This is a genomic window from Pseudomonas coronafaciens pv. oryzae str. 1_6 (assembly GCF_000156995.2).
Lineage (GTDB): Bacteria > Pseudomonadota > Gammaproteobacteria > Pseudomonadales > Pseudomonadaceae > Aquipseudomonas > Aquipseudomonas tremae.
Window position 1 is genome coordinate 3,566,916 of the sequence record NZ_CP046035.1, and the last position, 21,513, is coordinate 3,588,428.

General features: G+C 58.0%; 17 protein-coding genes. 10 read left to right on the forward strand and 7 right to left on the reverse strand.

The annotated features are described in order from the left end of the window. Window positions 1-2 precede the first annotated feature (2 nt). A complete protein-coding gene (gene dnaQ, locus POR16_RS15895; protein ID WP_005897263.1) occupies window positions 3-776 on the reverse strand; it encodes a DNA polymerase III subunit epsilon in 774 nt (257 codons plus the stop codon). Between the two features lie 315 nt (window positions 777-1,091). Here dnaQ and epsC point away from each other — a divergent pair, with 315 nt between their 5' ends. Both epsC and POR16_RS15905 read left to right on the forward strand, forming a co-directional pair. Next, window positions 1,092-1,856 (forward strand): serine O-acetyltransferase EpsC, encoded by a 765-nt coding sequence (gene epsC / locus POR16_RS15900; protein WP_005897265.1) that lies wholly within the window; start codon window positions 1,092-1,094, stop codon window positions 1,854-1,856. A gap of 15 nt (window positions 1,857-1,871) precedes the next feature. Next, entirely contained in the window at window positions 1,872-2,762 is an 891-nt protein-coding gene (locus POR16_RS15905; protein ID WP_005897267.1) for a VOC family protein, read from the forward strand. A 23-nt stretch (window positions 2,763-2,785) separates the two neighbouring features. Here POR16_RS15905 and rnhA read toward each other — a convergent pair whose 3' ends face one another. Both rnhA and POR16_RS15915 read right to left on the reverse strand, forming a co-directional pair. Continuing rightward, window positions 2,786-3,238 (reverse strand): ribonuclease HI, encoded by a 453-nt coding sequence (rnhA, locus tag POR16_RS15910; RefSeq protein ID WP_024668878.1) that lies wholly within the window; start codon window positions 3,236-3,238, stop codon window positions 2,786-2,788. Window positions 3,239-3,284: 46 nt separating this feature from the next. Next, a complete protein-coding gene (locus POR16_RS15915) occupies window positions 3,285-4,043 on the reverse strand; it encodes a methyltransferase domain-containing protein (protein WP_005897273.1) in 759 nt (252 codons plus the stop codon). 81 nt (window positions 4,044-4,124) lie between these two features. Between POR16_RS15915 and gloB the strand changes: the two genes are divergently transcribed. From gloB to fabI, 8 genes are all read left to right on the forward strand, one after another. Beyond that, a complete protein-coding gene (gene gloB / locus POR16_RS15920) occupies window positions 4,125-4,904 on the forward strand; it encodes a hydroxyacylglutathione hydrolase (protein ID WP_055002966.1) in 780 nt (259 codons plus the stop codon). A 99-nt stretch (window positions 4,905-5,003) separates the two neighbouring features. After that, complete coding sequence (locus tag POR16_RS15925) at window positions 5,004-6,602, forward strand: LysM peptidoglycan-binding domain-containing protein (protein WP_005897279.1); 1,599 nt, start codon at window positions 5,004-5,006, stop codon at window positions 6,600-6,602. A 137-nt stretch (window positions 6,603-6,739) separates the two neighbouring features. Next, window positions 6,740-8,569, forward strand: a complete 1,830-nt coding sequence (locus POR16_RS15930; protein WP_024668880.1) for an extracellular solute-binding protein — start codon at window positions 6,740-6,742, stop codon at window positions 8,567-8,569. Further along, window positions 8,566-10,422, forward strand: a complete 1,857-nt coding sequence (locus tag POR16_RS15935) for an extracellular solute-binding protein (protein ID WP_005897284.1) — start codon at window positions 8,566-8,568, stop codon at window positions 10,420-10,422. The genes POR16_RS15930 and POR16_RS15935 overlap by 4 nt, the downstream gene beginning before the upstream one ends. Before the next feature lies 1 nt (window position 10,423). Further along, the gene (locus tag POR16_RS15940) at window positions 10,424-11,497 is read left to right on the forward strand and encodes a microcin C ABC transporter permease YejB (protein WP_024668881.1); all 1,074 of its coding nucleotides are present in this window, start codon (window positions 10,424-10,426) and stop codon (window positions 11,495-11,497) included. 1 nt (window position 11,498) lies between these two features. Then, window positions 11,499-12,518, forward strand: coding sequence for an ABC transporter permease (locus POR16_RS15945; protein WP_024668882.1), 1,020 nt, complete (start codon window positions 11,499-11,501; stop codon window positions 12,516-12,518). A gap of 1 nt (window position 12,519) precedes the next feature. Further along, entirely contained in the window at window positions 12,520-14,130 is a 1,611-nt protein-coding gene (locus POR16_RS15950) for an ABC transporter ATP-binding protein (protein WP_024668883.1), read from the forward strand. 24 nt (window positions 14,131-14,154) lie between these two features. Beyond that, a complete protein-coding gene (fabI, locus tag POR16_RS15955) occupies window positions 14,155-14,949 on the forward strand; it encodes an enoyl-ACP reductase FabI (protein WP_005897293.1) in 795 nt (264 codons plus the stop codon). Between the two features lie 105 nt (window positions 14,950-15,054). On the opposite strand, the gene POR16_RS15960 is transcribed toward fabI, so the two are convergent. The 4 genes from POR16_RS15960 to clpX all read right to left on the reverse strand — a co-directional run bounded on the left by POR16_RS15960 (window position 15,055) and on the right by clpX (window position 21,454). Next, on the reverse strand, window positions 15,055-16,938 hold the full coding sequence (locus tag POR16_RS15960) for a SurA N-terminal domain-containing protein (RefSeq protein ID WP_005897295.1): 1,884 nt from the start codon (window positions 16,936-16,938) through the stop codon (window positions 15,055-15,057). A 205-nt stretch (window positions 16,939-17,143) separates the two neighbouring features. After that, window positions 17,144-17,416 carry an HU family DNA-binding protein gene (locus POR16_RS15965; protein WP_005897297.1) on the reverse strand — a complete coding sequence of 91 codons (273 nt, stop codon included), beginning with the start codon at window positions 17,414-17,416 and terminating at the stop codon, window positions 17,144-17,146. A gap of 147 nt (window positions 17,417-17,563) precedes the next feature. Then, the gene (gene lon, locus POR16_RS15970) at window positions 17,564-19,960 is read right to left on the reverse strand and encodes an endopeptidase La (protein ID WP_005897299.1); all 2,397 of its coding nucleotides are present in this window, start codon (window positions 19,958-19,960) and stop codon (window positions 17,564-17,566) included. Window positions 19,961-20,170: 210 nt separating this feature from the next. Then, a complete protein-coding gene (gene clpX, locus POR16_RS15975) occupies window positions 20,171-21,454 on the reverse strand; it encodes an ATP-dependent Clp protease ATP-binding subunit ClpX (RefSeq protein ID WP_002552735.1) in 1,284 nt (427 codons plus the stop codon). Between the last annotated feature and the right edge of the window lie 59 nt (window positions 21,455-21,513).

Here is a 21,513-nt window from a genome sequence, read left to right on the forward strand (position 1 = left end):
TGTCACGTCTGCGTACCGGCTTCGAGCATCTGAACCCACAGGGCAGACGCACCGGAAGCCTTGGCAATGGTGCTCATACGCACCTCATGCTCGGCCAGTTCACTTTCCGATGCACGAATCACCCGGCAAGGCTTGCGATTGGCTGGCAGGCGGCGAATTTCGCTGCCGCGATTGCCGGAGCCCTCGCCTGAGCCATTGCCATCGGAAGCATTGCCAGCCAGCGACAGGCTGGTTTGCCCGCCGGTCATCGCCAGATAAACATCTGCCAGAATCTCGGAGTCGAGCAGCGCGCCGTGCAGCTCACGGCCGGAGTTATCGACGCCGTAACGCTTGCACAGGGCATCCAGGCTGTTGCGCTGACCCGGATGGCGCTCGCGGGCCATCATCAGGGTGTCGAGAATCGAACAGTGCCGAGTGATGTCAGACCTGTCCTGATCGCCCATCAACGCAAATTCGTTGTTGATGAAGCCTACGTCGAACGCCGCGTTATGAATGATAAGCTGCGCGCCCTTGATGAACTCGAAGAACTCATCGGCGACTTCGGCAAAGCGAGGCTTGCCGACCAGAAACTCGTTGGTGATACCGTGAACGCCAATCGCGCCTTCATCACTCTCGCGGTCGGGCTGCAGGTACACATGAAAATGCCGCCCGGTCAGGCGACGACCGATCAGTTCGACACAACCGATCTCGATGATGCGGTGACCGTCGGTCACCGGCATGCCGGTGGTTTCGGTGTCGAGAACGATTGATCTGTTATCCAGGTTTTGCACTGCCATTTGACTCTTGCCTCATTTACCGGCGGCGATTCTAACACGCCGTAGCCGTTGCAAGCCTGCCGGATATGCCCGGGAACGAACGAGAATTCGTCGGCGGGTCTGCTTTCATGAACATAGACGATTGCTCGGCGCGCCGCACAATCGTCGGACCAATTGGCAAACGGTACAGCCCTGACAAATAACCACATCGCCGATTCTGCACCGACTCCATTGATGTCCTGAGTTGCGATAAAGGCAACAAAGTTTGAATGTTCGATTATTGCCGGTGCATCTGCCGGGTGCCCATACTCGGCTCATCAGGAACAGGAGATCGACATGAGCCCTCTTTGGCAGCGCCTTCGCGATCAAGCCCGGCAGTTGGCCGAGCGCAACCCGGTATTAGGCAATTACGCGACAAGCCACTTGCTGGCTTATGAGACTTTCGAGGATGCGCTTGCGGCAAACCTTGCCCGGCAGATGCAGGCTCAGGCGAGCGATGTGGCGCTGGAAAGCTGGTTCAAGACAATCCTCAAGGCCTGCCCTTCCATCGCTGAGGCAGCGGCTGCAGATATCAACCATCTCGAAATCGTCAATCCAGCCTGTCCGGATCACCTCACGGCCTTTCTGACCTTTCGCGGCATCCAGGCGGTTCAGGCATACCGCATCGCCCATGCCTTGTGGACCGAAGGCGATGTACAGAGCGCAGTGCTGGTGCAGAACTGGGCGGCCAACACCTGGAGCATCGATATCCACCCGGCGGCCCGGCTCGGCACCGCCCTGTTTGTCGATCATGGCATTGGCCTGGTCATCGGAGAAACAGCAGTCGTCGAAGATGAAGTGAGTCTCTGGCACGGCGTCACCCTGGGCAGCACCCTGGCCGAAGCAGGCGACCGGCACCCGAAAATCCGCAGAGGCGCACTTATTTGTGCTGGCGCAACCGTGCTTGGCAACATCGAAGTGGGCGCCAACGCCATCGTCGCCGCCAACTCCGTCGTGCTCAAACCCGTGGCCGCAGGAACGGTGGTTGCCGGTACGCCAGCAAAAGTAGTCGGCAACGCCCCGGCCGCGCTCGCCACCTTCACAACAAAAGCCAAGGGCTAACCAGGAGCTACGCACATGACAGCCACTGCTCAATTCCCGCAAGGCATCGACCACCCGCTGGTCACCGTACGCAATCACGCCGAGGTGCTGGAGCGGTATCGCAGAATGGGGTTTGCGCCCTCATCGGTCAGCTATCACCCGTGGGGAACCGTGACGTCGCTGATGATGTTCCCGAGTAATTTTATCGAGTTGATCGGCGTTGAAGACCCTTCAAAATTCGGTACGCGCTCGGTAAACGGTTTCTGCTTCGGACGTCAACTGGGTCAATTCCTTGAGCGGGGCGAGGAAGGCGTTTCGTTGGTGGCGCTGCACAGTAAAGATGCCGACGCTGACTATGCGCGCATGGTGCAGGCGGGGCTCGAAAGCCAAGGGCGGATCGATTTTCGTCGAAAAATGACACTCCCCGACGGTCGTGACGATGAAGCTGTTGTCTCGCTGGCGCTGTTCATTGATCCGAAACTCCCGGACGCGTCCAACTTCATCTGCCATCAGCATCGCCCGGAGTTGATCTGGGTGCCGGGCTGGCAGGACCACCCGAATGGTGCAGACGGGATTCTGGCGATCACCTACCTGGCAGACCCCGCACAGCTTGAGCCTCGCTGGCGGGCCATCTATGGCGATGCAGTGAGCTTTGATGGCACGGTTCTGCAAGCGAACACGCGGTGCGGCGTATTGCGGGCCATCGATGTGACGACAGCGGCCAGGCAGTTTCCGGACATCGAACTGCCCAGACGTGCTCTGGAAGGACCTCATGCGATTGCGATCAAGCTGCACACCACTCGTCTTTCTGCGTTGCGTGAGATTCTCGAACGTAACGAAGTCCCGCACAGCGAGGCACCGGGGCGGGTCCTCGTTGAACCGCACGCAGCAGGTAACGTGATTCTCGATTTTGTGCAGAGCCTTTGAATACGACGCCGGAGCCAACCAGGCTAGGTGCGCTTGATGCCGCGCACCTCGTCGACACCCCTATTAGCCAGTTGATCGGCACGCTCGTTGCCGGGATGGCCAATATGACCGCGCACCCATTGCCACTTCACGGTATGACGGCTGACCTGCTCGTCCAGCAACTGCCACAGATCGGCATTTTTGACCGGCTCTTTGGCAGCTGTTTTCCAGCCTCGCTTCTTCCAGTTGACCATCCACTCGGTGATGCCCTTCATCACGTATTGCGAGTCGGTCACCAGCGTTACCTCGCAGGGACGCTTGAGCTCTTCGAGTCCGCGGATGGCGCCGGTGAGCTCCATCCGGTTGTTGGTGGTGTTGGCCTCGCCGCCCCACAGCTCTTTTTCCACTCCCTTGCATACCAGCAAGGCGCCCCACCCGCCCGGACCAGGATTGCCCTTGCAGGCACCGTCGGTGAAGAGTTCAACGCTATCGCTCATTGCTACCTTTCCAGAATGATGGGCTTCGTATGCGCAATGGCAGTGTTCAGGAATCCTGAGACTCGCGACTGACCTTGGCCATTGGCAGGGGGATCAGCTTGCCGATGGGGTCACGACGCACTGGACGTACGGGCCTCAGGCCCACCACCAGCTTGCGTGCGACCAGCAGGTAAAAGCCGCCACCGGGGCTCTGCCGTCCCTCGCCGAGGCTTTCAAGGCCTATCAGGCGCGACTGCCATCCCGCAGAAGCAAGGGGCGGACGATAGCACCCGAAGCGCCGTTTCTCCAGCGCGAAGCCCAGCAGGTTCAGCCAGTCGGCGACCCGTGAGGATGAGATGCAACGTGCCTTGCGCAAGGCATCGCGAGCAAATACATGCCGTACCCCCCAGGTGCTCCAGGGGTTGATGCCGATGATCAGCAGGTGGCCGCCCGGACGCACGCTGCTCGCCGCTTCGCGCAACAGACCATGGGGCGACAGGCAGAAATCCAGACCGTGTTGCAGCACCACGACATCGGCTGCATGTTCACTCAATGGCCAGGCCTGTTCTTCGCAGACAATCTCGACCCCCGGCAGCGGCGCGCCTAGCCGTACATTGCGTCGTACCTGCGGAGCGACCGGCGGGGTTTCAGCCGACGGGCCGTAATGCACCAGATAACCGCCGAAATAGCGCCCGAGTTCTTCGTCCAGTACCCGCCGTTCCTCTTCGAGCAGAAGCTGTCCGAGTGGCCCCGAAAGCCATTCACGAGCAGCGCGGATCAATGCAAGCCACTCAGGATCAGCCTGAGCGAACGCTTCATCGGTCATGAGTTCTCCTCCAGAGGTGCTCGCTAACAGCGGCAACAGACTCTAAGATGCACCATTGTCTGCCGCTATGCGAACTGCGCCATGATACAGATCCATGCCCTCCCCGCTTTCAGTGACAACTACATATGGTTGTTACAAGACCTTTCGAGCCAGCATTGCGCTGTCGTCGATCCGGGCGACTCGGCGCCGGTACTGGCATGGCTCAGGCAGAATCCCGACTATCGGCTGACCGATATCCTGATCACCCATCATCACCATGATCATGTAGGCGGCGTGGTCGAACTCAAGCAAGCCAGCCAGGCACGCGTGCTGGGGCCGGCAACCGAGAACATTCCCGCGCGCGATATCGCGCTGAATGATCATGACAAGCTCACTGTGCTCGGTCTCGACTTCGTGGTGCATGCGGTCCCCGGCCACACGCTGGGCCATATAGCTTTCTATCACGAAGACGCGTCACAACCGCTGCTGTTCAGCGGCGACACACTGTTCGCCGCTGGCTGTGGGCGCCTGTTCGAGGGTACGCCCGATCAGATGCACACGTCGCTCGAACGCCTTGCCACCCTTGCGGACAACACACTTATTTACTGCGCGCATGAATACACGCTGAGCAATCTGCGCTTTGCCCAGGCTGTCGAACCCGACAACCGGGACATCGCCGAGCGCCTGGCTCAAGTGACGCAGTGGCGTAGCGAAGGCCGCATCAGCCTGCCGTCCAGCCTGGCGCTTGAAAAACGCACAAATCCCTTCCTGCGTACTCGTGAAACATCTGTTAAAGAAAAAGCGGACGAACGGATCGGCAGCCAAAACACCTCGCAAAGTGAGGTCTTTGCTCAGCTGAGAGCCTGGAAAGATAAGTTCTGACACGACCCTCAAACCGCAATAAAATTCTGAAAGGTTGACCGACGGCATGCTGGTTCCTAGAATCGCTCGACATTTTCGTCTGGATGTACCCCCCGAACAATGTCGTCATCTACCAGCAAGCCTCTACATTCGGACGCATTGACTCGGTTGGCTCAGGCCGTGGCCGTAACAGCGAGTGCCCTATTGGCCGGTTGCCAGAGCACCGCAAGCGTCGACACCATCAACAATCACCGATCGCCCAACCTGGCGGCCGGCATCAAGCAAAAACCCATTTTTCTGACCCACAAGCCTGTCACTCCCCTAGCACCGCCTCAGGATGTGTGGGAACGCATGCGCCAGGGCTTTCAGCTGCAGCAAGGCAACGACCAGAACCCACGAATCGATCAACAACGCCTCTGGTTTGCCAACAATCCATCCTTTCTGGAAAACGCAGGCGAGCGCGGCAGCCTGTACATGCACTACATCGTCGAACGCCTTGAAGAACGCAACATGCCGCTGGAGCTTGCCCTGCTCCCGGTAATCGAAAGCGCCTACAACCCGATGGCTGTCTCGCGCAGTCAGGCCGTCGGCCTCTGGCAATTCATCCCGTCTACCGGGCGCTATTTCAACCTGCGCCAGACCAGCTTTTATGACGGACGTCGCGATATTCAGGCCTCCACCGTCGCTGCGCTGGATTACCTGACGCGTCTGCACGACATGTTCAACGGTGACTGGCTGCTGGCCCTCGCCGCCTATAACGCTGGCGAAGGGACGGTCAGCCGTGCCATCGAACGAAACGACAAGCTCAACCTGCCAACCGATTACTGGAACCTGCCGCTGCCGCAGGAAACCCGCGACTACGTGCCCAAGCTCCTGGCGCTGTCCCAGGTCGTGCTGTCGCCTGAGGCCTATGGCGTCAACCTCAACCCGATCGCCAATCAGCCCTACTTCGAAGTGGTCGAACTCAACAAGCGTGTCGACCTCTCCAAAGTCGCCAGCGCAGCCGATATCGACGAAGACGAGCTTATCCAGCTCAATCCGGCCTACAAGAAACGCCTGACCATCGACGGCCCCCAGCATCTGCTGGTGCCCACGTCCAAGGCGCAATTGCTGACCGCCAGCCTGCTGACCATGAAGCAGGAAGAAATGGTCGCCTGGCAGCCTTATCGCGTACGCAAGGGCGATACGCTTGAAAGCCTGGCCAGCCGTTATCAAGTGACGGTCAGCTCGCTCAAGAGCAACAACACGCTGGCCGGCAATCGCCTGAAGATCGGCCAGTCGCTCAGTGTTCCGGTCAAACCGGGTGTGAGGTCCTCACAGCCTGTATTCGAAGAGCTGGCCAGTAACGATAAGCCGACCCGTACCCGTACCTACAAGGTCAGGAGCGGTGACAACCTGACCACCATTGCCCAGGCCAACAAGGTAGATGTCGAAGACCTGCAACACTGGAACAAACTGACCGGCAAGAAGCTCAAGGTTGGACAGACGCTGGTCATGCAGGACAACACCAAGGCAGCCGGCAAAACCAGCAGCAAGTCGGTTGCAAGTGCCAAAGACGGCGAAAAGAAATCCATGCAGTACAAGATCCAGAAAGGCGACTCGATGTACTTGGTCGCCAAGCGTTTCAACGTCGAGATGCAACATCTCAAGCGCTGGAACCCGCGTAGCGGCCAGGCTCTCAAGCCCGGCCAGACGTTGACCGTCTACCTGCCGCATTGATGACGCCGGCCACTTGCCCGGGAATGACCTTGGGACAAGTGGCCGGTGCAGTCCTGGTGCCGGCCTCACCCGCAGTCTTTTTCCTGCCGGGACAAGCTGTTACTGTTAGCGACCCGAAAGCCCAAGTCGCCTGGATCGTGATACGTCCCTTCCTGCTAATAGTCAGTCTGGCCTTGAGTTTTTGTGCCAACGCAGCCATCACCGAAAGTCATGGCTATGCGCAATTTGGCGTTCTCAAGTACCCAGCCAGTTTCACGCATTTCGACTGGGTCAATCCCGAGGCGCCGAAAGGTGGCACCTTGAGAATGATGGCATTTGGTACGTTCGATACGCTCAACCCCTATACATTCAAGGGCACCAGCCCGGTCTCGACGGGTAATTTCCTGCAGTACGGTGTCAGCGAGCTCAATGAGCCGCTGATGGCCGGCACTGGCCAGTACGACCCCTCTGGCGATGAACCGGCTTCCAGTTACGGGCTGATTGCACAGTCCGTGGAGTACAGCGAAGACCGTAGCTGGGTGGTATTCAACCTCCGCCCGCAGGCGCGCTTTCACGATGGCAAGCCGATTACGGCCTACGACGTGGCATTTTCCTACAGGACACTCCTCAAGGACGGTCATCCGCAGTACCGCACAGCCTTGCAGGAAGTGCAGCGTGTCGACATCCTCAATCGACACCGCATCCGTTTTGTCTTCAAGCGTTCCGGCAATCCGCTATTGATTTTGCGCCTGGGCGAGTTGCCTGTGTTACCCCAGCATTACTGGAAAGACAGGGACTTCAAGGCCACGACCTTCGAACCGCCACTGGGCAGCGGACCGTATCGCATTACCCGCGTTCAGCCTGGGCGCCAGTTGGTGTTCGAGAGGGTCAAGGACTATTGGGGCAAGGACTTGCCGGTCAATCGTGGCAAATACAATTTCGACCGGGTCGAAGTCGAGTTCTACCGCGACAGCGATGTGGCTTTCGAAGCGTTCAAGGCTGGCGAGTTCGATATTTACATCGAGCATCAGGCCAAGAACTGGGCAACTGGCTACGACTTTCCGGCAGTTACCAGCGGTAAAGTGATCAAGGCGCAAATACCGCACCGCATTCCGACCCAGACTCAAGGCCTGTTCATGAACACCCGACGCGCCGCGTTCGCCGACATCCGGGTACGTGAGGCATTGGGGTTGCTGTTTAACTTCGAATGGACCAACCGCACGCTGTTCAGCAACGCGTATGACCGCTCGATCAGCTATTACCCCAACAGCGAGTTTTCCGCAATCGGCCTGCCGATCGGCGCCGAATGGCTGCTGCTCTCGCCCTATCGGGATCAACTGCCAGCCAGCCTGTTCACCCAGCCGTTTACTCCGTCGAAGACCGATGGCGGCGGCATACCGCGTGAAACCTTGCGCAAGGCCCTCAAACTGCTGGGCGATGCAGGCTGGACACTGACCGGCCAGGGTCTGCTCAACGCGGCCGGGCAACCGTTGCGTTTCGAGATTCTGCTGGTCAACCCAAACCTTGAACGCATCCTGCAACCCTACATCGAAGACTTGCGGCGGCTGGGTATAAATGCGGGGCTGCGCACGGTCGACCGTGCCCAGTACAAACAGCGTCTGGACCGCTTCGATTTCGACATGATCCTCATGACGCTGTCACAAACCCTGAGCCCAGGCCTGGAGCAGTGGCAATACTTTCACTCCAGTCAGGCTTCGGTAAACGGTAGCAAGAACTACGCCGGCGTGGCCAGCCCGGTGGTCGACGCGCTGCTGAACAAGTTGCTGGGCGCGCAGACCCGTGATGACCAAGTCGCAGCAGCACGTGCGCTGGACCGCGTCTTGCTGTCCCAGCACTACAGCATTCCCAACTGGTACCTGAACAATCATCGCCTTGCCTATCGCAATCGATTCGCCATGGTCACCACCCCGCCCTACACCTTGGGGCTGCGCGCGTGGTGGCTCAAGACTCTGGAGAAGCCCCGATGAACCCATCGCTTTCCCTGCGCTCACGGGCAGCCGGCCTGCTGCTGGTCAGCTTGGCCTGCACGGTCCAGGCTGCTCCCCAGCATGCCGTGACGCTGTACGATGAAGCACCCAAATACCCTGCAGACTTCAAACACTTCGACTATGTGAACCCGGATGCGCCCAAGGGCGGCACGTTTCGTCAGGCCGGGTTTGGCGGCTTCGACAGCCTCAACCCATTCATCAACAAGGGCGTCCCGGCAGATGACATCGGTCTGATCTACGACACCTTGGCCCGCGCGAGCCTGGACGAGCCCTTCACCGAATACGGACTGATTGCGGGCAAGATCGAAAAAGCGCCTGACAGCAGCTGGGTGCGCTTCTACCTGCGCCCCGAAGCGCGCTTTCACGACGGCCATCCGATTCGGGCCGAAGATGTCGAGTTCAGCTTCAAGACCCTGATGCAACACGGGTCGCCGATGTACAAGGGCTACTACGCAGACGTCGATCAGGTGGTTGTCGAAGACCCGCTGCGGGTGCTGTTCAAATTCAAGCATTCGAACAACCGCGAAATGCCGTTGATCCTTGGCCAACTGCCAGTCCTGCCCAAACATTTCTGGGCAGACCGCGATTTCAGCAAGGGCAACCTGGATTTCCCGCTGGGCAGCGGACCGTACAAGGTGGCCGAGGTCAAGGCCGGGCGCTCAGTGCGCTACGAGCGGGTCAAGGACTACTGGGGCAAGGACCTGCCGATCAACAAGGGGTTCTACAACTTTGACGTCCTGACCACCGACTACTATCGCGACAACACTGTCGCACTGGAAGCCGGCAAAGCCGGGCAGTTCGACTACTGGAGCGAAATAAGCGCCAAGAACTGGGCAACTGCCTACGATACGCCAGCAGTCAGAGACGGTCGGCTGATCAAGGAAGAGCTGCCCAACGGCAACCCGACCGGCATGCAGGGTTTTGTCTTCAACCTGCGCAAGCCAGTGTTTCAAGATGCCAGAGTTCGCGAGGCACTGACCCTGCTGCTGGACTTCGAATGGACCAACAAGCAGCTGTTCAACGGCTCCTACAGCCGCACGAAGAGTTATTTCGATAACTCGGAAATGGCCTCGAGCGGCCTGCCTTCTGCCGAAGAGCTGAAAATCCTCGAGCCGTTGCGCGGCAAGATTCCGGACCGGGTCTTCAGTGAACCCTTTACGTTGCCGGTCACCGATGGCAGCGGCATGATTCGCCCGCAACAGCGTCGCGCGTTTCAGCTGCTGCAGGAAGCGGGCTGGAAAATCGTCGATGACAAGATGGTGGACACTCAGGGCAACCCGGTAAAACTGGAGTTTCTGATTGCGCAGACCGAATTCGAACGCATTTTGCTGCCTTACAAGCGAAACCTGAGTGACTTGGGTATCGAGCTGGTGATACGCCGGGCCGATGTTTCGCAATACATCAACCGCCTGCGTTCGCGGGACTACGACATGATCGTCAGCAGCTTCCCGCAATCCAGCTCGCCCGGTAACGAGCAACGCGTGTATTTCAATTCATCCAGCGCCGACAATCCGGGCAGCCGCAATGTGATGAGCCTGAAGGACCCGGCAGTGGATACGCTGGTGGACGGTCTGATCAACGCGGATTCACGTAAGGATCTTATCAACCATGCCAAGGCACTGGACCGGGTATTGCTGTGGGGTTTCTACGTCATTCCGAACTGGCATATCAAGACCTGGCGGGTTGCGTACTGGAATCATATTGATCACCCCAAGGCCAAGGCGCTGTCCGACATCGGCCTGACAACGTGGTGGGCCAAGCCGGATGTAAAACCGGTCACGGCCGCCCAACCGGCCTCTGATCAGGCCAGCCCTGCGGACGCGGAGCAATAATATGCTGGCTTATATTCTGCGAAGACTGCTGCTGATCATCCCGACCCTGCTGGGCATCCTGGTGATCAACTTCGTCATCATCCAGGCGGCTCCCGGCGGCCCAGTGGAACAGATGATCGCCAAGATCGAAGGCTTCGATGGTGCCACCAGCCGGATTGCCGGCGGAGGCGCCGAGGTGGCGGTGGCAGGCTCCAATTACCGTGGCGCGCAAGGCCTGGACCCGGCGCTGGTCAAGGAGATCGAGCGCATGTACGGTTTCGACAAGTCTGCGCCGGAACGCCTGTGGATCATGATCAAGAACTACGCCACGCTGGACTTCGGCGACAGCTTCTTTCGTGATGCCAAGGTGATCGACCTGATTGTCGAAAAGATGCCGGTGTCCATCTCCCTCGGGTTATGGAGCACGCTGATCATGTACCTGGTGTCAATCCCGCTGGGGATCGCCAAGGCTACCCGCCACGGCAGCCAGTTCGACGTATGGACCAGCTCGGCGATCATCGTCGGCTATGCCATCCCGGCCTTCCTGTTCGCCATCCTGTTGATCGTGGTATTTGCCGGCGGCAGCTATTTCAACTGGTTCCCGCTGCGCGGTCTGACCTCGAACAATTACGACGAACTGAGTACAGCGGGCAAGATCTTCGATTACTTCTGGCACTTGGTGCTGCCGGTAACCGCTTTGGTAATCGGCAACTTCGCCACGATGACCCTGCTGACCAAGAACAGCTTTCTGGACGAGATCAGCAAGCAATATGTCACCACAGCCAAAGCCAAGGGCCTGAGCAACCACAAGGTGCTCTACGGCCATGTGTTCCGCAACGCGATGTTGTTGGTGATCGCCGGTTTCCCGTCGGCGTTCATCGGTATCTTCTTTACCGGCTCACTGCTGGTTGAAGTCATCTTCTCGCTGGACGGCCTGGGGCTGATGAGTTTCGAAGCCGCTATCAATCGGGACTACCCGGTGGTGTTCGGCACGCTGTTCATCTTCACCCTGCTGGGGCTGGTGGTAAAGCTGATCGGCGACATCACCTATACCCTCGTAGACCCGCGTATCGACTTTGAAAGCAGGAAGCATTGATATGAAGCTCTCTCCTCTCAATCGCCGCCGCTTCGAACGTTTCAAAGCCAACAGACGCGGCTGGTGGTCCCTGTGGCTGTTCCTCATCCTGTTCGGCCTGAGCCTGGGTGCCGAGTTAATCGCCAACGATAAACCGCTGGCGGTGCGCTACGACGGCAGCTGGTACTTCCCGGTGCTGGAGCGCTATCCGGAAACCACTTTCGGAGGCGAATTCCCACTGGAAGCCAACTACAAGAGCCCCTATATCAAGGAATTGCTCGCCGCAAAGGATGGCTGGACGCTGTGGGCACCGATTCCGTTCAGTTACCAGAGCATCAACTACGACCTGAAGGTGCCCGCCCCCGCCCCGCCCTCGCGAGACAACCTGCTGGGCACCGACGATCAGGGCCGTGACGTATTGGCACGGGTGATTTACGGCTTCAGGATTTCCGTCCTGTTTGCCCTGACGCTGACCATCCTCAGCTCGATCATCGGCGTCATCGCCGGTGCCTTGCAGGGCTTTTACGGCGGCTGGGTCGACTTGCTTGGCCAGCGTTTTCTGGAGGTCTGGTCCGGCCTGCCAGTGCTGTACCTGCTGATCATTCTCGCCAGCTTTGTGCAGCCCAATTTCTGGTGGCTGCTGGGCATCATGCTGCTGTTTTCCTGGATGAGCCTGGTGGACGTGGTGCGTGCCGAGTTCCTGCGCGGCCGCAACCTGGAATACGTGCGCGCTGCACGCGCGCTGGGTATGGAAAACGGCGCCATCATGTTCCGTCATATCCTGCCCAACGCGATGGTTTCGACCATGACCTTCCTGCCGTTCATCCTGACCGGAGCCATCGGCACGCTGACCGCTCTGGATTTTCTCGGGTTCGGCCTGCCGGCAGGCTCGCCTTCGCTGGGTGAACTGGTGGCGCAGGGTAAATCCAACCTGCAGGCGCCGTGGCTTGGCATCAGCGCCTTTGCGGTACTGGCCATCATGCTCAGCCTGCTGGTGTTCATCGGCGAATCCGCCCGCGATGCATTCGACCCAAGGAAATAAGATGAACAATGACAATCTGATCGAAATCCGCGATCTGGCGGTCGAGTTCGTGACGGGCGAATCGCGACAGCGTGTGGTCGAGAACATCAGCTTCGACATTCGCCGTGGCGAGACACTGGCGCTGGTGGGCGAAAGCGGCTCCGGCAAGTCCGTCACAGCGCACTCCATCCTGCGCCTGCTGCCCTACCCGATCGCCAGCCACCCCAGTGGCACCATTCACTATGCAGGCCAGGACCTGCTGAAAGTCGAGGAGAAAAAACTGCGCTCGATTCGCGGCAACCGTATCGCGATGATCTTCCAGGAACCGATGACCTCGCTGAACCCGCTGCATTCAGTTGAAAAGCAAATCAACGAGGTACTGGGCCTGCACAAGGGCCTGACCGGCAAGGCGGCCACTGAGCGGACGCTGGAGCTTCTTGATCTGGTAGGCATCCCAGAGCCTCGCAAACGGCTCAAGGCGCTGCCACACGAGCTGTCAGGCGGCCAGCGCCAGCGTGTAATGATCGCCATGGCACTGGCCAACGAGCCAGAGTTGTTGATCGCCGACGAACCGACCACGGCACTGGACGTGACCGTGCAGTTGAAAATCCTCGAATTGCTCAAGCAATTACAGGCGCGTCTGGGCATGGCGTTGCTGCTGATCAGCCATGACCTCAACGTTGTAAGGCAAATAGCCAATCGAGTATGTGTCATGCAGCGCGGTTGCATCGTCGAACAGGCATCGTGCGAAGAATTGTTCCGGTCGCCGCAACACCCGTACACCAAAGTTTTGCTAAGCGCAGAGCCCAGCGGCGGCCCATCGACCAATCCTGCAGGAGCACCGCTGCTTGAAGTCGAGGACCTGAAAGTCTGGTTCCCGATCAAGAAAGGCCTGCTCAAGCGGACCGTCGATCACGTCAAGGCGGTGGATGGCATCCGTTTCAGCCTGCCCGAAGGCCAAACGCTGGGCATTGTAGGTGAAAGCGGCTCTGGCAAATCGACGCTGGGGCTGGCGATTCTTCGCCTGATCGGCAGCCAGGGCACCATACGTTTCAAGGGCAACGCGCTAGAATCCCTGTCGCAGCAGCAGATTCGTCCGCTGCGCAGGCAGATGCAGGTGGTTTTCCAGGACCCGTTTGGTAGTTTGAGCCCCCGCATGTCGGTGGGAGAAATTGTCGGCGAAGGCCTGCGGATACACGGCATGGGCACGGCAGCCGAGCAACAGACGGCGATTATCGAAGCACTCAGGGAGGTGGGGCTTGACCCGGATACCCGGCACCGCTACCCCCATGAGTTCTCCGGCGGTCAACGTCAGCGGATCGCCATCGCACGGGCGCTGGTGCTAAAACCGGCGCTGATTCTGCTGGACGAGCCGACTTCGGCCCTCGACCGGACAGTGCAGCGCCAGGTGGTCGAGCTGCTTCGCTCGCTGCAAACCAAGTACAACCTGACGTATTTGTTCATCAGCCATGACCTGGCTGTCGTCAAAGCGCTGAGCCACCAGTTGATGGTGGTCAAGCAAGGCCAAGTGGTCGAACAGGGTGCAGCGCAGGAAATCTTCGCCGCACCGCAACATCCTTATACACAGCAGCTGCTGGAGGCCGCCTTTCTGGCGCCGGTAGCTGTCGATTAACCTGAACCTGAAGAGGAACAACACATGGGTTTTCTCGCCGGTAAGCGCGTACTGATCGTCGGTGTCGCCAGTAAACTGTCCATCGCATCCGGTATCGCCGCCGCCATGCATCGTGAAGGTGCAGAGCTTGCTTTCACCTACCAGAACGACAAGCTCAAAGGGCGCGTCGAAGAGTTCGCAGCAGGCTGGGGCTCGGGCCCTGAGCTGTGCTTCCCTTGCGACGTGGCCAGTGACGAAGAGATCAACAAGGTCTTCGAAGCGCTGAGCAAGAAGTGGGACGGCCTGGACGTCATCGTTCACTCGGTCGGCTTTGCACCAGGCGACCAGCTGGATGGCGACTTCACCAACGCCACCACCCGCGAAGGTTTCCGCATCGCTCACGACATCAGCGCCTACAGCTTCGTGGCCCTGGCCAAAGCCGGTCGCGAAATGATGAAAGGCCGCAACGGCAGCCTGCTGACCCTGTCGTACCTGGGCGCCGAGCGCACCATGCCGAACTACAACGTCATGGGCATGGCCAAGGCCAGCCTGGAAGCCGGCGTTCGTTATCTGGCAGGCAGCCTCGGTCCGGAAGGCACACGCGTCAATGCCGTCTCGGCCGGTCCGATCCGCACACTGGCAGCTTCGGGCATCAAGAACTTCCGCAAGATGCTGGCTGCCAACGAAGCGCAGACCCCTCTGCGCCGCAACGTGACCATCGACGAAGTCGGCAACGCCGGCGCGTTCCTGTGCTCGGACCTGGCGTCGGGCATCAGCGGTGAAATCATGTACGTTGACGGTGGTTTCAATACCACTGCAATGGGCAGCATGGAAGAGTAAGACGGCAAGCGCCGCTCCTTGCGAGCGGCACTTTCCCGCGAACAGCTTCAATGCACAAAAAAAGGCCGCTCGATGAGCGGCCTTCTTTTTGATCGGATTTCGAGATTAGAACTTCTCGATCTTCGCTTTGCTTTCCAACTGTGCACGGTACGCCGCAAAATCCTGCTGCCCTGCGCGCGATGCAAGGAAGCGGCGATACTGCGCTTTCTCTGCATCGGTCGGCGCGGCCGCCTGATTTACACCATTAAGACGCACAATGACAAAACTGCCATCGGATGCGGTAATGCTGGCGAATTCCGGCTTGTCCTTGCCAACTGGCTTGGGCATACGGAACAGCGTTTGCAGAACCGCAGGATCAACGCCCTCCTGACTGCGGGTAACCGCTTCCATCACTTTCCACTCACGCCCGTCCTGCTTGGCAGCCAATGGAATCTTGCCATCGCGCAGCCCGGCCAGCAGAGCTTCGCCCTTGGCCTTCACAGCCGCAGTAGCGTGTTCCTTCACCAGTTGAGCGCGAATCTTGTCGGCGACGCTTGCAAGCGGCAATTGCTGCGGTTGCAGGTGCTCTTTGGAGCGCACAACCACAACGGTCTCGGGGTCCAGTTCCAATGTGCTGCTGTTGGAGCCTTCTTCCAGCACTTCAGGGCTGAATGCAGCCTGGATGACCGCACGGTTGGCTGTCAGGCCTTCACCGCCTTCACGACCAAACGGTGCAGTGGTCTGAACCTTCAGGCCCAGGTCCTGCGCCGGCTGAGACAGATCTGACGATTCGAACGCAGAGTCTTCCAGTTGCTTGGTCACTTCGACAAATTTCTGTTCAACCAGCTGAGACTTCAGCTCGTCGGTCAGCTTGCCCTTCAGGCTTGCGAACGTGGGCACCGAAGGCGCTTCCACCCCCAGCAGCTTGATCAGGTGCCAGCCGAAGTCGGTACGTACTGGCTGTGAGACCTGGTCCTTGTTCAAGGCATACAGCGCCTCTTCAAAAGCCGGGTCGTATACGCCCTTGCCAGCGTACCCCAGATCACCGCCCTTGCTGGACGAACCCGGGTCCTGGGAAAACTCCTTGGCCAACGCCGCGAAATCTTCACCTTTGGCCAGGCGCTGTTGAATTTCTTCAATCTTAGCCTTGGCCTGTTCGTCGTTGAGCTTGTCATTCACCTCGATCAGGATGTGCGCGGCACGTCGCTGTTCGGAGAGATTGGCAATCTCTTTCTGATAAGCCGCCTGCAAGTCCTCGTCCTTGACCTGCACCTTGTCGAAGAAGGAAGACTTCTTCAACTCGATGTAATCAAGCACCACCTGCTCAGGGCTCATGAATTCCTTGGCGTGCTGGTCGTAGTGAGCCTTGACCTCGTCATCGGTCACCTTGACTGCAGACGTATCGGCCGGCAGGGTCAGCGAGGCGAAATCACGCGTTTGCTTTTCCAGACGAGCAAAGGCTTCAACCTGCGCATCGGTCACGAAGGCACTGCCCGCAACACCTGCGCGTACCTGACCGATGAGCATTTCCTGGCCAAGCATCTGACGGAACTGCATACGGCTGTAGCCCAGCTGGCGGATTACCTGATCGAAACGGTCAGCACTGAATTTGCCGTCCACCTGAAACTCGGGCGTCTGCAATATCTGCTGATCGAGTGCGGCGTCGGTAAACGTGAATTTGGCATCGGATGCGCCTTGCAGCAACAGCTTGCGATCAATCAGGCCCTTGAGGGCTGATTCACGCAACAGTTTTTCATCCAGCAATGCAGGATCGAAATCCTTGCCCAACTGCTGCGAGAGCTGCTGAGCCAACTGACGGCGCTGCATGTCAACGGCCTGACTCAACTCGTTCTGAGAGATGTCCTCGCCGTTCACTTCAGCTGCATTCTGCTTGTTGCTGGTAGCGGTAAACATTGCCTCGATGCCGGTGAAGGCCATCAACGCGACGATGATTCCGATAATTGTCTTGGCAATCCAGCCTTGTGAATTGTCCCTGATGTTCTGCAGCATTGCGTCCCCCAAAACGGTGGTACTGACTAACCAACCGCGGAGCGTGGGTAGAAAGCGGATAGAAGAAAGGCGCATCCGAGGATGCGCCTTCTCGTAACTGACGAAGCGGGAGGGCTCGAACCCTTCGGTGTCGCAACCGAATGCACCACCGCTCCGCTAACGGGCCAAGAAAAACCCGACCCAGCGAGCATAGACATCGAGAGGCTTAGTTGACAGCGTCTTTGAGGGCTTTGCCGGCTTTGAAACCTGGTTTTTTTGCAGCAGCGATTTGCAACGTCTTGCCGGTCTGCGGGTTACGACCGACGCGAGCAGGACGATCAGTAACGGAGAACGTACCAAAGCCAACCAAAACAACCGAGTCGCCAGCCTTCAGAGCGCCAGTGACGGATTCGATCACTGCGTCCAGCGCACGGCCAGCAGCAGCTTTCGGGATATCAGCAGATGCAGCGATAGCATCAATCAGTTCCGACTTGTTCACTCTAAGTCCCCTTATCTCTATTTTTGAGTACGTTTCTAAGTTTTAGGTGTTAAGCAAAACGAGCGCTGGAAGGCTTGCTGGTGATTGCTTTAAAGAGCCGCTTTATAACAAGGGCCCTAAAAAGCTGTCAAGGAAGCCTGTCCAGTCTTAATGCGTGCTAATTCTGTCCTTAGAGTCAGACTCGCGTTTTTCATCCTTTGTGACCAGATCAGTTGCTACATCCGGCAATGGCTCCGGCGCGTATTGCAGCGCAATTTGCAGGACTTCGTCAATCCATTTAACGGGCTTGATCTGCAGATCCTGTTTGATGTTGTCAGGAATTTCCTTCAAATCACGCACGTTTTCTTCCGGAATGATCACCGTCTTGATTCCGCCACGGTGCGCGGCCAAAAGTTTTTCCTTCAGACCGCCGATCGCCAGCACCTGACCGCGCAGGGTAATTTCACCCGTCATGGCCACATCTGCACGCACCGGAATCTGGGTCAGTGCCGACACCAGAGCGGTACACATGCCCACGCCAGCGCTCGGCCCGTCTTTCGGAGTAGCACCTTCAGGCATGTGAATATGGGTGTCGTGCTTCTCATGGAAGTCCGCTGGAATGCCCAGGCTACGGGCGCGGCTGCGCACCACGGTCTGCGCTGCAGTGATGGACTCGACCATGACATCGCCCAGTGAACCGGTCTTGATCAACTGGCCCTTGCCCGAAATGACCGCCGCCTCGATGGTCAGCAGCTCACCACCCACCTGCGTCCACGCCAGACCTGTTACCTGACCGATCTGATCCTGCTGCTCGGCCAGCCCGTAACGGAACTTACGTACGCCCAGGAAGTGCTCAAGCATGTCAGCTGTGACCTGCACGGCGAAGCGTTTCTCCGTGGCATGCTCTTTGACCGCCTTGCGGCAGACCTTGGCGATCTGACGCTCAAGACCGCGCACGCCCGCTTCACGGGTGTAGTAACGGATGATGTCGCGAATCGCTTCCTCGTCGAACTGAATTTCGCCTTTTTTCAGGCCGTTGGCCTGAATCTGCTTGGGCGAAAGGTATTTGACGGCAATGTTGATCTTTTCGTCTTCGGTGTAGCCCGGCAGGCGAATGACTTCCATCCGGTCCAGCAACGCTGGCGGAATATTCATCGAGTTCGACGTACACAGAAACATCACGTCAGAAAGGTCGTAATCGACCTCTAGGTAATGGTCGTTGAAATTATGGTTCTGCTCAGGGTCCAGGACCTCAAGCAAAGCGGACGCCGGATCGCCACGCATGTCGCTGCCCATCTTGTCGATTTCATCGAGAAGGAACAGCGGGTTGCGAACACCCACCTTCGTCATCTTTTGTATCAATCTTCCTGGCATCGAACCAATGTATGTTCGGCGATGACCACGAATTTCAGCCTCGTCACGCACACCACCCAAGGCCATGCGCACGAATTTGCGATTGGTCGCGTTGGCAATGGACTCTGCCAGGGATGTTTTACCCACACCTGGAGGCCCTACCAGACACAGCACAGGGCCACGAATTTTCTTCACGCGCTTTTGTACGGCGAGGTATTCGAGGATGCGCTCCTTGACCTCATCAAGGCCATAGTGATCGGCGTCAAGAATGGCTTCGGCGCGAGCAAGGTCCAGACGCACTTTGCTCTGTGCTTTCCACGGCACCTGAACCAGCCAGTCGATGTAAGAGCGTACAACGGTCGCTTCGGCCGACATAGGTGACATCTGCTTGAGCTTGTTCAGCTCGGCCGTTGCCTTGGTCAGAGCGTCCTTGGGAAGCCCGGCAGCATCGATGCGCTTTTTCAGCTCTTCGATTTCGTTGTGACCTTCATCGCCATCGCCCAGCTCTTTCTGAATGGCCTTCATCTGCTCATTCAGGTAGTACTCGCGCTGGCTGCGCTCCATTTGTTTCTTCACACGACCGCGAATGCGCTTTTCGACCTGCAACAGGTCGATTTCGGCATCCAGCAAGGCCAGCACGTGTTCGACACGCGCGGACAGATCGATAATCTCGAGGATTTCCTGCTTCTGCTCGATTTTGAGCGCCATATGCGCAGCCATGGTGTCGACCAGGCGACCGGGCTCATCGATGCTGTTGAGCGATGACAGGACTTCTGCAGGGACTTTCTTGCCCAACTGCACATACTGCTCGAACTGGGCAAGCAAGCTGCGCACAAACACTTCGGACTCGCGATCCGGCGCATCAACCTCGTCGATCAGTGCGACGTCGGCACGGTAATGACCGTCGACTTCGATGAACCGCTCGACTGAGCCACGCTGCTCGCCCTCAACAAGCACCTTGACGGTGCCATCAGGCAGCTTGAGCAACTGCAGGACAGTCGCAATGGTGCCTACGCTGTACAACGCCTTTTCGTCAGGATCGTCGTCAGCCGGGTTTCTTTGCGCGAGCAGCAGGATCTGCTTGTCGCCTGTCATTGCCGCCTCAAGGGCTTCGATAGACTTCTCGCGCCCCACGAACAGCGGGATAACCATGTGCGGATAAACCACGACATCACGCAATGGCAAAAGAGGCAATTCAATTGTGGTCGTCATGATTTCGCCTCTACAGCGGCCAATCGGCCGGGACAGATGGAATTAGCTTGAAGCCAAGATGGGGGTAGCGTTCAAAAAAAACAAGCTCTAGTGAGACACCCCGCCAAGATCAGATTCTTCATACAAGACGAATGAACAGGCTAAAAATGCAAAAGGGGACCTTAAGGGCCCCCTTCTGTGTCATTTCACACGCAAACACACAGCAGTGGTTCACGCGTCAGGAGCGACCTTGGCAGGTGGCTCGCTGTTTTCGTAGATCAGCAGCGGCTTGGACGTGCCATCGATAACGCTCTCGTCGATCACCACCTTGCTCACATCGCTCTGCGACGGGATCTCGTACATGGTGTCGAGCAATACGCCTTCAAGGATAGAACGCAGGCCACGGGCACCGGTCTTGCGCTCAAGCGCACGACGGGCTACCGATTTCAGCGCATCAGTACGGAACTCGAGGTCCACACCTTCCATCTCGAACAGCTTGGCGTACTGCTTGGTGAGCGCATTCTTCGGCTCGGTCAGGATCTGGATGAGAGCAGCTTCATCCAGTTCGTCCAGGGTAGCAAGCACTGGCAGACGACCCACGAACTCCGGAATGAGACCGAACTTGACCAGATCATCAGGCTCGACTTCACGCAGGGACTCGCCAACCTTCTTGCCTTCCTCCTTACTGCGAACTTCGGCGTTGAAACCGATGCCGCCACGGGTGGAACGGTTCTGAATGACCTTTTCCAGGCCCGAGAAGGCGCCACCGCATATAAAGAGGATATTACGCGTGTCCACTTGCAGGAATTCCTGCTGTGGGTGCTTGCGCCCGCCCTGAGGAGGCACGGATGCCACAGTACCCTCGATCAGCTTCAGCAAGGCTTGTTGCACGCCTTCGCCGGACACGTCACGAGTGATCGAAGGGTTGTCGGATTTGCGCGAAATCTTGTCGATTTCATCGATGTAGACAATACCCATCTGGGCCTTCTCGACATCGTAATCACATTTCTGCAACAGCTTCTGAATAATATTTTCGACGTCCTCACCCACATAACCAGCTTCGGTCAGGGTGGTGGCGTCAGCAATGGTGAACGGCACATTGAGCAGGCGGGCCAGAGTTTCGGCCAACAACGTCTTGCCGGAGCCCGTAGGGCCGATCAGCAGGATGTTGCTTTTGCCAAGCTCGACATCGTCGTTCTTCTTGTCGCGCTGGTTCAGGCGCTTGTAGTGGTTGTACACCGCTACTGCGAGAACCTTTTTGGCACGTTCCTGACCGATTACGTACTGGTCAAGGATGCCGCTGATTTCTTTAGGCGAAGGCAATTTATGCGCGCTGCTTTCGGCCTGGGCTTCCTGCACCTCCTCGCGGATGATGTCATTGCACAGGTCGACGCACTCGTCGCAGATAAAGACCGAGGGGCCGGCAATCAATTTGCGCACTTCATGCTGGCTTTTGCCACAGAAGGAGCAATAGAGCAATTTGCCGTTGTCCTCGCCGTTGCGGGTGTCAGTCATTCGATCGATCCAATCCGGTAGGCTTGCAACACAAGATGAAGGCTATTGCGGGCTTTTTC

Excerpts from the sequence above, each read along its gene's own strand:
- POR16_RS15950 (WP_024668883.1), top strand. The coding sequence starts at position 12,520 with ATGAACAATGACAATCTGATCGAAATCCGCGATCTGGCGGTCGAGTTC.
- POR16_RS15905 (WP_005897267.1), top strand. The coding sequence starts at position 1,872 with ATGACAGCCACTGCTCAATTCCCGCAAGGCATCGACCACCCGCTGGTC.
- POR16_RS15925 (WP_005897279.1), top strand. The coding sequence starts at position 5,004 with ATGTCGTCATCTACCAGCAAGCCTCTACATTCGGACGCATTGACTCGG.
- epsC (WP_005897265.1), top strand. The coding sequence starts at position 1,092 with ATGAGCCCTCTTTGGCAGCGCCTTCGCGATCAAGCCCGGCAGTTGGCC.
- POR16_RS15940 (WP_024668881.1), top strand. The coding sequence starts at position 10,424 with ATGCTGGCTTATATTCTGCGAAGACTGCTGCTGATCATCCCGACCCTG.
- gloB (WP_055002966.1), top strand. The coding sequence starts at position 4,125 with ATGATACAGATCCATGCCCTCCCCGCTTTCAGTGACAACTACATATGG.
- rnhA (WP_024668878.1), bottom strand. The coding sequence starts at position 3,238 with ATGAGCGATAGCGTTGAACTCTTCACCGACGGTGCCTGCAAGGGCAAT.
- lon (WP_005897299.1), bottom strand. The coding sequence starts at position 19,960 with ATGACGACCACAATTGAATTGCCTCTTTTGCCATTGCGTGATGTCGTG.
- POR16_RS15915 (WP_005897273.1), bottom strand. The coding sequence starts at position 4,043 with ATGACCGATGAAGCGTTCGCTCAGGCTGATCCTGAGTGGCTTGCATTG.
- fabI (WP_005897293.1), top strand. The coding sequence starts at position 14,155 with ATGGGTTTTCTCGCCGGTAAGCGCGTACTGATCGTCGGTGTCGCCAGT.
- POR16_RS15960 (WP_005897295.1), bottom strand. The coding sequence starts at position 16,938 with ATGCTGCAGAACATCAGGGACAATTCACAAGGCTGGATTGCCAAGACA.
- clpX (WP_002552735.1), bottom strand. The coding sequence starts at position 21,454 with ATGACTGACACCCGCAACGGCGAGGACAACGGCAAATTGCTCTATTGC.
- POR16_RS15935 (WP_005897284.1), top strand. The coding sequence starts at position 8,566 with ATGAACCCATCGCTTTCCCTGCGCTCACGGGCAGCCGGCCTGCTGCTG.
- POR16_RS15945 (WP_024668882.1), top strand. The coding sequence starts at position 11,499 with ATGAAGCTCTCTCCTCTCAATCGCCGCCGCTTCGAACGTTTCAAAGCC.
- dnaQ (WP_005897263.1), bottom strand. The coding sequence starts at position 776 with ATGGCAGTGCAAAACCTGGATAACAGATCAATCGTTCTCGACACCGAA.